Origin of the sequence: Lentilactobacillus raoultii (assembly GCF_900411375.1) — a bacterium.
In the GTDB taxonomy this organism is placed as follows: Bacteria; Bacillota; Bacilli; order Lactobacillales; family Lactobacillaceae; genus Lentilactobacillus; species Lentilactobacillus raoultii.
In genome coordinates, this window is sequence record NZ_LS422984.1 from 189,653 (window position 1) to 202,265 (window position 12,613).

The window sequence follows — 12,613 nt, forward strand, 5'->3', positions numbered from 1 at the left end:
CACTTGATTGTAGTTTCAACGATAATCAGTTAAAATTAATACAAATGACCTTACGTCATAGAGGTGAATTGTATGAGTTCGTTAGATAAAACCATGTTTTTTAACTTCAATGAAGATCAGCCAAAGGACGTTCGAGATACGTTATTAACAGTTTATAAAGCACTGGAAGAGAAGGGTTATAATCCATACAATCAAATTGTCGGTTATCTAATTTCCGGTGACCCTGCTTATATTCCACGCAATCTGGATGCTCGAAATTTGATTAGAAGACATGAACGCGATGAAATTATTGAAGAGTTGGTTCGTTTTTATCTTGATAATCATCCAAACGATTCAAAAAAAGGTGAAAAATGAGATTAATGGGATTAGATGTCGGCTCCAAGACGGTTGGAGTTGCAGTGAGTGATGCGCTAGGGTGGACTTCTCAGGGAGTTGAAATTATCTCTATCGATGAGGATAATGGTGAATTTGGGTTACAACGGGTAGCTCAATTAGTTAAAAAGTATCAAGTTGACGGCTTTGTAATCGGTCTTCCGAAGAATATGAATAACTCTTTGGGCCCTAGAGCAGAAGCCTCGCAACAGTATGGTGATCGATTAGAAAAGAAATTTAATCTTCCGGTAGACTTTGAGGACGAACGCTTGACAACAGTTGAAGCACAGCGGATGCTAACTGAAGAGGCGGACATTTCACGAAGAAAACGTAAGAAGGTCATTGACAAGTTGGCTGCAGGTTTAATTCTGCAAAACTACTTGGACCGAAAAGGAAAATTAACTAGAATATGAGGTATGCAAAATATGGCAGAAGATCCAACACAACAACAAATTACGTTAGTCGATGATAATGGCGAGGAAACACTCTACGACGTATTATTCACTTTTAAGTCAGAAGATTTCGATCGTTCCTACATTTTGATTTATCCTGCAGGTAAAAAAGATAATGAAGAGGTTGAAATTCAAGCTTATGCACTTCCTGCCGGTGATGACCCTAGCGATCCTCAAGGAGGAGAACTTCAGCCGATTCAGACTGATAAGGAATGGGATATGATTGAATCTGTTTTAAATACCTTTTTAGGTAGAGATGGTGACGATCAGAACGGCTCAGACAGCAATAGTGACAATCAGTAATTGATTATTATTTGAAATATCAGTGTAACAATGACAAAGGGATTGAGTACAAAGTTTGGGCTCAGTCCTTTTTAGTTGAATATTTTTAGGATGTGATTTAATGTCAGAAAACGAGAAGCGGCGTTTCAAAACGACAATCGGCGGGAAAAAGTATATTCTGGTTGGCAAAGGTTCAGATGAACATTTACAGGCTGTCTCAGACCTTCTTAATGAACAGTTAACGCAACTACGTCGGGCGATGCCTAATGCTTCTGATGAACAGCGAGCCATTCTATCAGCCTTTAACGCAATTTCTAAACAATTTGAATTAGAAGAGCGATTGACTAAAATTAAGGGTAAATCCCAGTCTCAAGAATTGGAGTGACCAATCCATGGTACTGAATTTAATCATCATGGCTATTTTGGCGATTGGTTTTTGGACTGGATGGAGACGGGGATTTGTTAATGAACTTTTGAGTCTGGTTGGACTTGTCATTTCAGTTTCAGCGGGCTTTCTCCTGACAGATCCAGTCATGACATTTATCAGTTATTGGTTTAGTCATTCAGATAAAAATCACCCTCTTTTTAAAGTTATCATTTTCATCATTGTGTTTTCACTTGCTTGGCAAGTCATCCGAGTACTACGTCAGTTGTTTAATCCAATAACTAAATTACCAGTCATAAGTCAGATCAATTCATTACTTGGCAGTGGGATTAGTTTAGTGATCAGGTATCTGCTGGTTTTTATATTGCTAAATTTTTTAATCCTGGTCCCCAGCCAAGAAATCCAACAGCAGTACAATCAATCAGTCATTTCGCAATGGATTATCAAGCAGACACCGATTTTATCTGAAAAATTGGCAAACTTTTGGACTACAAATTCAAATGGGGAAAATTTATGAACGAAAAAGTTTTAGAAACACTCGAATATAATAAAATCAAAGGGCAACTTGCGGACTTTTTGACGACCGATCGTGGTCATGAAATTGTTCAAAAGCTGCGACCAAGTTCCGATCACCGGGAAGTTGCCAAACGACTTCAGGAAACTGAAGACGGGGCAAACATTGTTCGGTTAAAGGGTGAGATACCGATCCCAAAGTTAACAGAAATTTCACCATATATGAAGCGGTTGAGAATTGAAAACGCTGCTTTAAGCGGGACGGAACTTTCTCATATAACTAAATTATTAAGAGCCGTTAAAACCGTTAGTGACTTTTTTGATGATTTTCAGGATGAAGCAGTCGACTTATCCGTGGTTTCTCAAACAGTTCAGCGTTTGACGCTAATGCCTGAAATTACGAGTCGAATGATTCGTTCGATTGATGATGACGGCAGCATTTTAGATGATGCTTCACCGCAGCTGCGTCGGATTCGTCAAACGATTTCTCGAGCACAAAGTGATATCCGGACGCGGATGGGTAAATATCTAAAGGGATCGGATGCTAAATATTTAACAGAACCGATTATCACAATGCGTGAAGATCGGTTTGTATTGCCAATCCGGGCAGACTATAAGCAACACTTTGGTGGCATTGTCCATGATCAAAGTGCTTCTGGGCAAACACTGTATGTTGAACCAAGCAATGTCGTTGAAATGAATAATCAATTGCGGCGCGATCAGCTGGCTCAACGAACGGAAGAAAGACGAGTTTTAGCAGAGTTAACTGATTTGCTTAGACCATATCGACAGGAACTATTAATGAATATGAATTTGATGGGTCAGCTTGATTTTGTTAACGCAAAGGCAAAATATGCCCATCAAATTGGTGCTGTATTACCGGAAATCTCCAGTAAAAATAGTGTTAACCTGCGTCAGGCACGCCATCCATTGATTGATCGAAATAAGGTCGTTGCCAATGATATTCAATTTGGCGATCAATATACCACTATTATTATTACCGGACCTAATACTGGTGGTAAAACGATTACAATCAAGACGGTTGGGCTTCTCCAATTAATGGGTCAATCAGGATTGTTTATTACGGCCAATGAGGAAAGTCGAATCGGAGTTTTCGATGATATTTTTGCGGATATTGGTGATGATCAATCTATTGAAGCGAATTTAAGTACTTTTTCGTCTCATATGGATAACATTGTCTCGATTTTAAAATCAATGACGCCAAAAAGTCTTATCTTGTTGGACGAGTTGGGTGCTGGAACTGATCCTAAAGAGGGAGCGGCTCTAGCAATGGCAATTATTGATGCGATTCACCAAACAGGTTGTGACTTGATTGCAACAACTCATTATCCGGAACTGAAAGCTTATGCTTATAACCGACCGGGGATTATTAATGCATCGATGGAATTTGATGTTGACACATTACGACCAACTTATCGATTTTTACTGGGAATTCCAGGTCAAAGTAATGCGCTTAACATTGCGAGTCGGCTGGGACTATCTCCAAAAATTATTAATCAAGCCAGATCTTTTACTGATACAGATAATCAGGATATTAATCATATGATTGATGAATTAACGGCTCAAACCAAACGAGCCCATGATGAGGCAGATAAATTAAATCAACAATTGGCAGAATCGACCAAATTGCACGCAGATCTTCAAAGTAAATTTGATCAGTATCAAGTTCAAAAAGACCGGCTATTGGAACAAGCCCGCGAACAGGCAAATCAGGTTGTTGAAAAGGCCAAAAAACGTGCTGATCAAATTATTGAGGATCTTCATCGTAAACAGCAATTAGTTGGTCAAACTCCCGTGAAAGAAAATGAATTAATTGATGCCAAAGGGGCTTTAAATCAGCTTGAAGTAGCGCCGGCGCTCAAAAAAAATAAGGTACTTCGAAAGGAAAAGGCCAAGCATAATTTTCATCCAGGTGATGAAGTTTTGGTCAAATCTTACGGTCAACAAGGAACTTTGATTCGTCGTAGTAAGAATGGGACTTGGGAAGTTCAACTGGGAATTCTGAAAATGCAGATCGATGAGAGTGATCTTGAAAAGGCAGCTCCTGAAAAGCAACCTAAACAACAGTTTCAGACACATGTTTCAAGAACTCGTTCCAGTGGTATGTCTCCCACTTTAGATTTACGGGGGCATCGTTATGAAGAGGCGATGTATGAGCTTGACAGGTACATTGATGCCGCTTTACTGGCAGGCTATCCCTCTGTTACAATTATTCATGGAAAGGGCACAGGCGCGCTTAGAAAGGGCGTAACAGAATACCTGAAGCGAAATAGTCGAGTGAAGAGTTTTGGCTACTCAGCTCCTAATGCAGGCGGCGATGGTTCCACAGTAGTCAAATTTTAGAATGACTTTATAGCGTAGTGAATAGGCGATGTAACAGGTCTAAATAAATTCATTCAGATTAATATAAAGAATTGCGTGCAATTGGTTGCTTTTTACTATAAAATTGTTAGTATAAAACTATTGAAAGATTGGAGTGTTTGATATGGTAAAAGAAACAACAGATCAAACTTTTGAAAATGATACTGCCAAGGGTGTTACCTTGACCGATTTCTGGGCAACTTGGTGTGGTCCTTGCCGCATGCAGTCACCCGTTGTCGAAGAGTTGTCGGATGAAATGGATAACGTCACCTTTAATAAAATGGACGTTGACAAAAATCCGGAAACACCTTCCAAATTTGGGATTATGAGTATTCCAACACTTTTAATTAAGAAAGATGGTCAAGTGGTCGATACGGTGGTTGGCTATCATCCCAAGGAACAGTTAAAGAAAGTCTTAGCTCAGTATACTGACTAATTTTTAAAATAAAAGCGACCCGCAATCTTCTTAAAGAAAATTGTGGGTCGTTTTTATTTAGTCATCGTCAGCTGAATTAACTCCTGATTGATTTAATTTAAAAATGCTGGTAGATTCCTGATCGTCAGTTGGTTTATCCTTTCCTAGAAAGGCATCAATTAGGACGATTCCCTTATTAGGACTGGTTTTTTCGATCTCAGCTTCAGCAGTTTGATCTGTGATGTACTGGCAACTTTGGGCAATAAACCCGGTTTCCAAATAGAAATCCGGATCATCAAACAAATCTAATCGACTCTTGACAATTTCACCGCTTAATTGCCAGCTGATCTGACGACTAGTTTGTTTGAGCAACTTTAAAGAGCCCAGTTTAAATTGCTCAAAGAAGGCAATTAGGTCATCGAAATTTGCCAAGCGGTGATTTCTAGCCAAATGCTTTCCTGCCCAATATGAAATTTCATGATTATCTGATCCGAGAATGCTTGGCATCAGGTCATCTCTGATAAGAGCTTGACCTAACAAATCTGCCAGTTGCGGATTGCGTATGATTGTGTTATATGTTTCATTATCCATTTTTTAATCTCCATCAATGCAAATTGTCATAAATTTATTATACAATATATTCATGAAATCTGTTTTGTTTGTCAAATATCGCAAAGAATAATTAAAGTGATTGTTGGCAAAAAGGAAGAAGGAATTGACGTGGATAATCGGCCAATTGGCGTAATGGATTCTGGAGTTGGCGGTCTGACCGTCTTAAGAGAAATTGTTAAAATTCTTCCCAACGAATCTTATATTTTTGTTGGGGATCAGGCTAACTTGCCATATGGTCAGAAAAGTTCAGCAACTGTTAGGAAATTAACTAAACGGATTGCAGATTACATGTTGAAACAGGACGTTAAGATGTTCGTGATTGCTTGTAACACCTCAACGGCTGCTTCACTGGATTACTTAACAAAATATTTACCAATTCCGGTAATTGGTGTCATTATGCCTGGTGCAAAATCAGCAGTTGCGTCAACAAAGAATAATCAAATTGGTGTGATTGCGACTAATGGAACGGTTAATTCCGGAGATTACGAAAGAATTATTACGAGATTAGACGCTGGTTCAAAGGTTTACTCATTGGGTTGCCCAGATTTTGTTACAATGGTTGAACATGGAGATGCTGGTACAAAAGACGCTCAAAAAAAGGTTAGTCGGCAACTAGCTTTTTTTGATGATAAACAAATTGATACTTTGGTAATGGGATGTACTCATTTTCCGGCTCTTGAATCTGAAATTCGAAGTTCAATTGCTAAAAATATAACATTGATCAATCCAGGAATCTCTACAGCCAAGGATGTGGCTGGGTATCTTAAGTCACATCATCAATTAAGGCAGGCGGGTTCTGAACAACAGATTAAGGCTTTCTTTACCACTGGTGATCAAAAAGAGTTTACACGAATTGCTGATCAACTATTAGGAAAGCAGATTCATGCCGACCATCTAAACTTAGGGAAAGAAGATGCTATTAGTTGAAAAAGCCAAGGGTCATTGTGATTGCTTCTAAAAATGTCAATAAGGTTAAAGAATTTAACGAGGCTTTCAAGGGAACCGATATTCAAATTGAATCCTTGAAATCATTTGATCACGTTCCCGATGTTGATGAAACCGGCCAGACCTTTGAAGAGAATGCTTTATTAAAGGCTTCAGCCATCATGTCATTTACGAAACTACCGGTTATTGCTGATGATTCAGGGTTGGTTGTCAAAGCTCTGGATGGTCGACCGGGGGTCCATTCGGCTCGTTATGCTGGGGATCATGATGATGATGCTAATAATGCTAAACTTCTTAAAGAAATGGAAAATAAAACAGATCGGGATGCCTATTTTGAATCAGTTCTGATATATTTAACACCAGAGGGGGAAAAGGTTGTTGCTAAGGGACGCGTTAATGGTCAAATTTTACGCGACAAGCGTGGTGCCAATAATTTCGGTTATGACCCGTTGTTTTATGTACCAGAACGGCAGCTAACTTTAGCAGAAATGTCGACACACGACAAAAATGCTATTAGTCATCGTGGCCGGGCTATTCGACAACTGATCTCGCAGCTTCAGGAACGGTGGGAAAATTGAAAATACTGGTTGTTAGTGACAGTCATGGCAATCATCAAATTATTTCAGATTTGATTGATCGGTATGATCACCAAGTTGACGGTATTTTTCATTGCGGTGATTCCGAACTCGATTTAACCGATCCTTTAATACCCCATTTACACATTGTCAAGGGAAATATGGATCATGCAGCGTTCGCCAATCAAGAACTTGTGACACTTGATCAGCAAACTATTTTACTGACACATGGTCATTTATAAAATGTAAATGCTGGTTTACTGAATTTGGAATTATTGGCCAAAAGTGAAGCTGCCAAGATTGTCTTGTATGGACATACTCATCAGTTGGGGGTTGTGAAGGATCAAGGGATCTTGTTTATTAATCCGGGCAGTATTTCTTTTCCACGCGGTCAATATGCTTATCTTGGTGGAACGTATGCAATTGTCAGTTTGGAAAATTTCCACTTGATTGTTCAATTTTATGATCGAAAATTTAACGCGCTCAATAATTTACGGTTTTGCTTCTGATCAATTGAAAGGAAGGTCATTTTTAGATGATTGACAAACCAATTGAAACGGTGATGCGCCAAAGCAAGCGGGATATTCTAATCCCTGCAGATTTGGTGGCCACTGTCAATGAGGACAACAATTTACAACACGCATTTCTGGTGTTGACGAAGGTAAAATATGCTAAAATCCCGGTACTTGATAAGGATAATCATTTCAAGGGTTTGGTTTCATTATCAATGATTACGGAACAGATGCTGTTGGATACCGGCATTACAACGCGTCCCTTGGATAGTATGAAAATTAAAGAGGTCATGCAAAAAGATGTTCCGACAATTTATGAGCGTGAAAATTTAGAGGTTATCTTGCGTCATTTGGTTAACGAAAATTTTCTTCCCTACGTTGATCACAATAATAGTTTTTTGGGAATCATTACACGCCGGGAACTATTTAAAGAAATTAATTTTCTTGCCCATAACTTTTCTAAACGTTACATTGCATTACCAGCTTATCAAGAAGCGAATTTGAAGCAATCGGCTGCTCAATAACAATTGGTTTCTAAATTTGGTGAATATTTACAAAATTGAATTAGATTAAACTTAAAAGCCCCGGCAATAAACAAAGTCGGGGCTTTTAGTGACGAAAATTGGTAGATTGCCAGCTACTTTTCAGGCGGACGATTAAAAACGACCGGGCTGGACGGCAAGTGGATGTGGCGCTTGTTAAGTTCAGCTAAATACAGAGCTAAAAAGTCATGAGAAATTTTGGCTTGGGCACCGTTTTTAGTAGTGATATTGACCTGAACCACTAATTTACCATCTGGCAGACTAACTGCTCCAATCACTTTTGGATCACCGATAATATCTGGATAATGTTTGATTTCGCGTTGATTTACCTGATTAATAATCGTAATAACCTGATCAATCGGTGTTTCTGGTAGAATGCCAACTTGAATCATGGCAGTCATGTTGTTTCGAGACATATTTGCAATCATCGTAATTGACCGATTTGGAATAAAGTTTAGCGTTCCGTCATCGGCAACAATCTGAGTGGTTCGAAGACCAACAGCGGTAATGGTGCCACGGATATTGTTTATTTGAACGTATTCGCCGACCTCAATCTGTTTTTCCAAAAGAATAAAAAAGCCACTCACAATATCTGTAACAAATCCTTGGGCACCAAGCCCAATAGCTAAACTAAAAACACCAGCACTGGCAATTAATGTGCCAACTGGTACACCGAGAGTGGAGAGAACCGAATATATCCAGAAAAACCACAGTACGTAACTTAACACATTAATTGAAAGGGTATGGAAAGTTCGAATGCGCTTTTCCGTAACAGTATCTTGGTATTTTTGACGATATCGCTTAAAGAAATGGTTAATTAGTGCCTTGCCAATTTTTCGGAACACCAGCATTAAAATTGTAAAAAAAATCAAAATAATTAGTTTTTCGCTAATTGTTGTGAGCAGTTGTTGCCAGTTAACAAAGTGAATGTATTGCTGCCAATTAACGGTATTGGATATTAAATGAGTTACTTGCATGCGAGTTGATCCGTCCTTGTGTAAAATCTTGATTCACTTTATCCTATCAAAAATTGATGGTTGAGCACAAGTGAATCAAGAAAGTGATGTTAGCTAATTTTGCATGAATGACAGAGCGATCAATCTAAAAATCGCCTTAAACGATTCTGAAAAGCCAAAAATCAGATAGTAAATGACAGCGATTACGGTGATTAAAATAGACAATTTCATTGTCAAAAGCTTATTAGAATGCTATTCTTAAGTAAATTGTTGCACAAGGAGGAAGAACATGACGGCTGGACAAATTGCGGGATTGATTGCTGCAATTGCATTTTTGTTGTTGGTAATTTTTATTGGGATGTTCTTACTAAAACTTAGTCGGACAATCTCTGAAGTAAATACGTCAATTCGGTCAATGACGAGCAACGTCGATGTAATTGCCAAGCAGACGGATAAAATTATGGCGACTTCCAATACATTGGTTAAAGATGTTGATGATAAGCTGAATATTGTGACACCGGTATTTCAAGCAGCTGCCGATTTAGGTGAGAGTGTTTCAGATTTAAATAAAGCGACGCAGCATTTAACATCGAAAGTTAAAAACACAGGTAAAAAAGGTGCAGCGGCTGGTATTGCCGGTACAGTCGGTAAAACTGCTTGGAATATGTTTAGTAAGCATCGACATTCTAAGAAAAATTAAAATTAGCTCAACTTTAAAGGGAAAGGATGTTTTTAATGGGTAAAAAATTAGTTGGTGGCTTGTTTGCAGGATTATTAGGTGCAGGTTTGTATGCAGCTTACCAAAAAATGGATGAGAATCGTAAGCATCAGTTAAAACGCGGACTTCGGGAAAAAACAGATGAATTAAAAGATCGGGCGGTTGATTACGCTTTTTACGCTAACGATGCTGTAAGTGATTTTAGGGACGCATTTAAAGACGAATTCCATCATACTAAAGATCATGTTAGGGAGGCTTCCGATGATTTAGCAGGGAAAGCCAAGTCCTTTAAATCCGGTAAGAATGAGGATAAGGATGTTCGAACACCGGCACAGGATGATATTATTGTCGATGCGCGAGACGCTTTTGGCGATGCAGATTATTCAAAAGCTACCTCAACTGAAAAATCAGAACAGAAAAACAATACTTCTTCTACCAAGGCTGATCAATCAGCTGAAACAAGTCAACCAAACTCAACTGATTCGAAATCAACGGAGTCTGATTCAGACGATCACACATCTAATTAAATTATCGTCAATCACACCTATTGATTACAAGGGCTGGACGTCATTAAACGTTCAGCCCTTTGATGTATTAAGAATTATTTTTAACCAAAATACCGTAATTCTTTTGTCGTGTGAGTAAATGCTTCATTACCATCTTCAGTAATGTGTACGCAATCTTCAATTCTAACCCCGGCTACGTTTGGAATGTAGATGCCGGGTTCAATCGAAAAACACATGCCGGGTTGGAGTACCAAATCATTTCCAGACATGATTGATGGAAATTCATGTTCACTCATGCCCATACCATGCCCTAATCGGTGATTAAAGTAGTCGCCGTAACCAGCTTTTGAAATAATATCCCGGGCCACTTTATCAAGTTCTGCCGCCGTAATCCCAGGCTTAGCAGCTTCTTGAGCGGCTAACTGAGCCTCTAGGCAAACTTTATAAATATCTAGGGATTTTTCATTGGGCTTTCCAACGGCGATTGTTCTGGTTGCATCGCTAATGTAGCCATCCCAGACAGTGCCCAAATCGAAAAGAACCAACGCGTTATTTTCGATTCTTTTATCACTGGTTGCACCATGTGGTTCTGCCGCGTGGGCTGCCGATTGAATTAGTGCTGGGAAACTAAGCTCCATTATGCCACTTTTCATTAAAGCATAGGACATTTCAGCGGCCACTCTTGATTCTGGGCGACCGACCCGAACGGCTTCAAAACAGGTTTTAAAGGCAAAGTCGGCCCATTTTCCAGCAACTTTTAGTTTTTCAATTTCACCTTGATCTTTGATGAGTCGCATTTGATTTATCATTGGCGTGAGATCAGTTGAAAAATCAGCGCTTGGGAATTCTTGTTGCGCTGATTCAAGCCAGGCAACTGACAAATTACTTTTTTCAATTGCAAAATAAGTGTCATCCGTTTCACGGGCACGAATTTGATCTCCAATCAGTTTCCATGGTGCTTCATGATCCAGATATCCATAAACTGGGTCGGACCAGCCAGATTCTTTAATGGCTTCGGTTTCAAGTGCCGGACCAAACAGAAATGGCGCTTTATTTTTGAAAATAACCAGCAGTAACACCCGTTCATTGGGATCACTATAAAAGCCGCTCAGATATTGAATCGTTTTGGGATCACTAATAAAAGCGATATCACGGTTTTTCTCAGCAAGCCAACGTTGTATTTTCTCAATCTTGTCCATATCACACACTCCTAAATAGAATATCAACAGTATATCACGAAGGGCCAGTCAATTTACTATAATTTAGCGTTTTCACTTGAATTTTCACAGTTCTTAGTTTATGATTTACTTGAAAACGTTTTCAGTTTGCTGTCAGCGTGTTTATTTGGTATATTGAATGATGTTTTGAAAAGACATGAAAACTGATGATATCTGGATAGAAAGGGCTATTAAAATGGATAAACAGACGATTACAATTTATGATGTTGCCAGAGAAGCTGATGTTTCAATGGCAACGGTCTCAAGAGTTGTGAATGGAAATGCCAATGTGAAGCCGGCAACTCGCAAGAAAGTTCTGGACGTAATTGAAAAATTAGATTACCGGCCAAATGCAGTTGCCAGAGGATTAGCAAGTAAGAAGACCACTACGGTCGGTGTTATTGTTCCGGATGTAACCAATATGTACTTTGCATCATTAGCCAGAGGGATTGATGATGTTGCTTCTATGTACAAATACAATATTATTTTGACTAATTCTGATTCAAACAGTGAAAAGGAAATCAAGGTTCTAAATACGTTGTTGTCAAAACAGGTTGATGGAATTGTTTTCATGGGTAATGAAATTACAGACCAGTTGCGAGAAGAATTCAAACGAACCAAGACGTCAATTGTACTGGCAGGTTCCGTTGACGAGCAGAATTTAAAGCCAAGCGTTAATATTGATTACGTTGCCGCAGTTCAGGAAGAAGTTAAAAACCTGATTGATCGGGGTAACAAGCGGGTTGCTTTTGTATGTGGACCTTTGGAGCAAGCCATTAACAGAGAGTTCCGTCTGGAAGGATATAAAAAAGCACTTAAAAGTGCAGGAATTCCTTACGACGACAAGCTGGTCTTTGAAACGGATGATACATACAAGACTGGCACGTTGTTACAACCTGCGTTAATGTCAGTTAACGCAACAGCTGCAATGGTAACGGATGATGAGTTGGCTGCAGGTATTATGAATGGGATGTCTGATGCCGGCGTTAAGGTGCCAGATCAGTTTGAAGTGATCACCAGTAATGATACCAAGTTAACTGAAATGGTACGACCGAAGATGTCTTCAATTACACAACCTCTTTATGACATTGGTGCTGTGGCAATGCGGCTATTAACCAAGTTAATGAACAATGAAGAAGTGGATGAAAAAAATGTTTTACTGCCGTATGGACTGATGAAGCGGGAATCGACTAAGTAAGTTGTTTTGGATTATATGCCGTGACTTGAAA

The 12,613-nt window shown here is 39.1% G+C and carries 16 protein-coding genes and 1 pseudogene; 14 read left to right on the plus strand and 3 right to left on the minus strand.

Annotated elements, in window-relative coordinates:
* The first annotated feature begins 72 nt into the window (after nucleotides 1–72).
* The 7 genes from ED605_RS02475 to trxA all read left to right on the plus strand — a co-directional run bounded on the left by ED605_RS02475 (nucleotide 73) and on the right by trxA (nucleotide 4,822).
* Nucleotides 73–354: an IreB family regulatory phosphoprotein gene (locus ED605_RS02475; RefSeq protein WP_008214881.1), complete on the plus strand. Its 282-nt coding sequence runs from the start codon at nucleotides 73–75 to the stop codon at nucleotides 352–354.
* Nucleotides 351–785: a Holliday junction resolvase RuvX gene (ruvX, locus tag ED605_RS02480; protein WP_121977338.1), complete on the plus strand. Its 435-nt coding sequence runs from the start codon at nucleotides 351–353 to the stop codon at nucleotides 783–785. The genes ED605_RS02475 and ruvX overlap by 4 nt, the downstream gene beginning before the upstream one ends.
* A 3-nt stretch (nucleotides 786–788) precedes the next feature.
* Nucleotides 789–1,127, plus strand: coding sequence for a DUF1292 domain-containing protein (locus tag ED605_RS02485; protein ID WP_121977339.1), 339 nt, complete (start codon nucleotides 789–791; stop codon nucleotides 1,125–1,127).
* Between the two features lie 100 nt (nucleotides 1,128–1,227).
* Nucleotides 1,228–1,491 carry a cell division protein ZapA gene (locus ED605_RS02490; RefSeq protein ID WP_121977340.1) on the plus strand — a complete coding sequence of 88 codons (264 nt, stop codon included), beginning with the start codon at nucleotides 1,228–1,230 and terminating at the stop codon, nucleotides 1,489–1,491.
* A gap of 7 nt (nucleotides 1,492–1,498) precedes the next feature.
* Complete coding sequence (locus ED605_RS02495) at nucleotides 1,499–2,008, plus strand: CvpA family protein (protein WP_121977341.1); 510 nt, start codon at nucleotides 1,499–1,501, stop codon at nucleotides 2,006–2,008.
* A complete protein-coding gene (locus tag ED605_RS02500) occupies nucleotides 2,005–4,368 on the plus strand; it encodes an endonuclease MutS2 (protein WP_121977342.1) in 2,364 nt (787 codons plus the stop codon). The genes ED605_RS02495 and ED605_RS02500 overlap by 4 nt, the downstream gene beginning before the upstream one ends.
* A 142-nt stretch (nucleotides 4,369–4,510) precedes the next feature.
* Nucleotides 4,511–4,822 carry a thioredoxin gene (gene trxA / locus ED605_RS02505; RefSeq protein WP_121977343.1) on the plus strand — a complete coding sequence of 104 codons (312 nt, stop codon included), beginning with the start codon at nucleotides 4,511–4,513 and terminating at the stop codon, nucleotides 4,820–4,822.
* 57 nt (nucleotides 4,823–4,879) lie between these two features.
* Here the strand turns inward: trxA and ED605_RS02510 are convergent, their stop codons facing one another.
* A complete protein-coding gene (locus ED605_RS02510) occupies nucleotides 4,880–5,392 on the minus strand; it encodes a DUF2507 domain-containing protein (RefSeq protein ID WP_121977344.1) in 513 nt (170 codons plus the stop codon).
* A gap of 153 nt (nucleotides 5,393–5,545) precedes the next feature.
* On the opposite strand from ED605_RS02510, the gene murI reads away from it, so the two are divergent.
* From murI to cbpB, 4 genes and pseudogenes are all read left to right on the plus strand, one after another.
* A complete protein-coding gene (murI, locus tag ED605_RS02515; RefSeq protein ID WP_225419048.1) occupies nucleotides 5,546–6,340 on the plus strand; it encodes a glutamate racemase in 795 nt (264 codons plus the stop codon).
* Nucleotides 6,337–6,936, plus strand: coding sequence for an XTP/dITP diphosphatase (locus tag ED605_RS02520; protein WP_121977345.1), 600 nt, complete (start codon nucleotides 6,337–6,339; stop codon nucleotides 6,934–6,936). Before murI ends, ED605_RS02520 begins: the two co-directional genes overlap by 4 nt.
* Nucleotides 6,937–6,986: 50 nt before the next feature.
* Nucleotides 6,987–7,442 (plus strand): annotated as a pseudogene (locus tag ED605_RS02525) (YfcE family phosphodiesterase).
* Between the two features lie 26 nt (nucleotides 7,443–7,468).
* On the plus strand, nucleotides 7,469–7,969 hold the full coding sequence (gene cbpB, locus ED605_RS02530) for a cyclic-di-AMP-binding protein CbpB (RefSeq protein WP_121977346.1): 501 nt from the start codon (nucleotides 7,469–7,471) through the stop codon (nucleotides 7,967–7,969).
* A gap of 113 nt (nucleotides 7,970–8,082) precedes the next feature.
* Here cbpB and ED605_RS02535 read toward each other — a convergent pair whose 3' ends face one another.
* Nucleotides 8,083–8,964, minus strand: a complete 882-nt coding sequence (locus ED605_RS02535; protein WP_121977347.1) for a mechanosensitive ion channel family protein — start codon at nucleotides 8,962–8,964, stop codon at nucleotides 8,083–8,085.
* Between the two features lie 268 nt (nucleotides 8,965–9,232).
* On the opposite strand from ED605_RS02535, the gene ED605_RS02540 reads away from it, so the two are divergent.
* Nucleotides 9,233–9,643 (plus strand): DUF948 domain-containing protein, encoded by a 411-nt coding sequence (locus ED605_RS02540; RefSeq protein WP_121977348.1) that lies wholly within the window; start codon nucleotides 9,233–9,235, stop codon nucleotides 9,641–9,643.
* Nucleotides 9,644–9,678: 35 nt separating this feature from the next.
* Entirely contained in the window at nucleotides 9,679–10,188 is a 510-nt protein-coding gene (locus ED605_RS02545; RefSeq protein WP_191981331.1) for a YtxH domain-containing protein, read from the plus strand.
* Nucleotides 10,189–10,268: 80 nt separating this feature from the next.
* Here ED605_RS02545 and ED605_RS02550 read toward each other — a convergent pair whose 3' ends face one another.
* Nucleotides 10,269–11,366 carry a M24 family metallopeptidase gene (locus ED605_RS02550; RefSeq protein ID WP_121977349.1) on the minus strand — a complete coding sequence of 366 codons (1,098 nt, stop codon included), beginning with the start codon at nucleotides 11,364–11,366 and terminating at the stop codon, nucleotides 10,269–10,271.
* Nucleotides 11,367–11,580: 214 nt separating this feature from the next.
* On the opposite strand from ED605_RS02550, the gene ccpA reads away from it, so the two are divergent.
* The gene (gene ccpA / locus ED605_RS02555; protein WP_121977350.1) at nucleotides 11,581–12,582 is read left to right on the plus strand and encodes a catabolite control protein A; all 1,002 of its coding nucleotides are present in this window, start codon (nucleotides 11,581–11,583) and stop codon (nucleotides 12,580–12,582) included.
* Nucleotides 12,583–12,613: the final 31 nt, after the last annotated feature.

Excerpts from the sequence above, each read along its gene's own strand:
- ED605_RS02475 (WP_008214881.1), top strand. The coding sequence starts at position 73 with ATGAGTTCGTTAGATAAAACCATGTTTTTTAACTTCAATGAAGATCAG.
- ruvX (WP_121977338.1), top strand. The coding sequence starts at position 351 with ATGAGATTAATGGGATTAGATGTCGGCTCCAAGACGGTTGGAGTTGCA.
- ED605_RS02485 (WP_121977339.1), top strand. The coding sequence starts at position 789 with ATGCAAAATATGGCAGAAGATCCAACACAACAACAAATTACGTTAGTC.
- ED605_RS02490 (WP_121977340.1), top strand. The coding sequence starts at position 1,228 with ATGTCAGAAAACGAGAAGCGGCGTTTCAAAACGACAATCGGCGGGAAA.
- ED605_RS02495 (WP_121977341.1), top strand. The coding sequence starts at position 1,499 with ATGGTACTGAATTTAATCATCATGGCTATTTTGGCGATTGGTTTTTGG.
- ED605_RS02500 (WP_121977342.1), top strand. The coding sequence starts at position 2,005 with ATGAACGAAAAAGTTTTAGAAACACTCGAATATAATAAAATCAAAGGG.
- trxA (WP_121977343.1), top strand. The coding sequence starts at position 4,511 with ATGGTAAAAGAAACAACAGATCAAACTTTTGAAAATGATACTGCCAAG.
- ED605_RS02510 (WP_121977344.1), bottom strand. The coding sequence starts at position 5,392 with ATGGATAATGAAACATATAACACAATCATACGCAATCCGCAACTGGCA.
- murI (WP_225419048.1), top strand. The coding sequence starts at position 5,546 with ATGGATTCTGGAGTTGGCGGTCTGACCGTCTTAAGAGAAATTGTTAAA.
- cbpB (WP_121977346.1), top strand. The coding sequence starts at position 7,469 with ATGATTGACAAACCAATTGAAACGGTGATGCGCCAAAGCAAGCGGGAT.
- ED605_RS02535 (WP_121977347.1), bottom strand. The coding sequence starts at position 8,964 with ATGCAAGTAACTCATTTAATATCCAATACCGTTAATTGGCAGCAATAC.
- ED605_RS02540 (WP_121977348.1), top strand. The coding sequence starts at position 9,233 with ATGACGGCTGGACAAATTGCGGGATTGATTGCTGCAATTGCATTTTTG.
- ED605_RS02545 (WP_191981331.1), top strand. The coding sequence starts at position 9,679 with ATGGGTAAAAAATTAGTTGGTGGCTTGTTTGCAGGATTATTAGGTGCA.
- ED605_RS02550 (WP_121977349.1), bottom strand. The coding sequence starts at position 11,366 with ATGGACAAGATTGAGAAAATACAACGTTGGCTTGCTGAGAAAAACCGT.
- ccpA (WP_121977350.1), top strand. The coding sequence starts at position 11,581 with ATGGATAAACAGACGATTACAATTTATGATGTTGCCAGAGAAGCTGAT.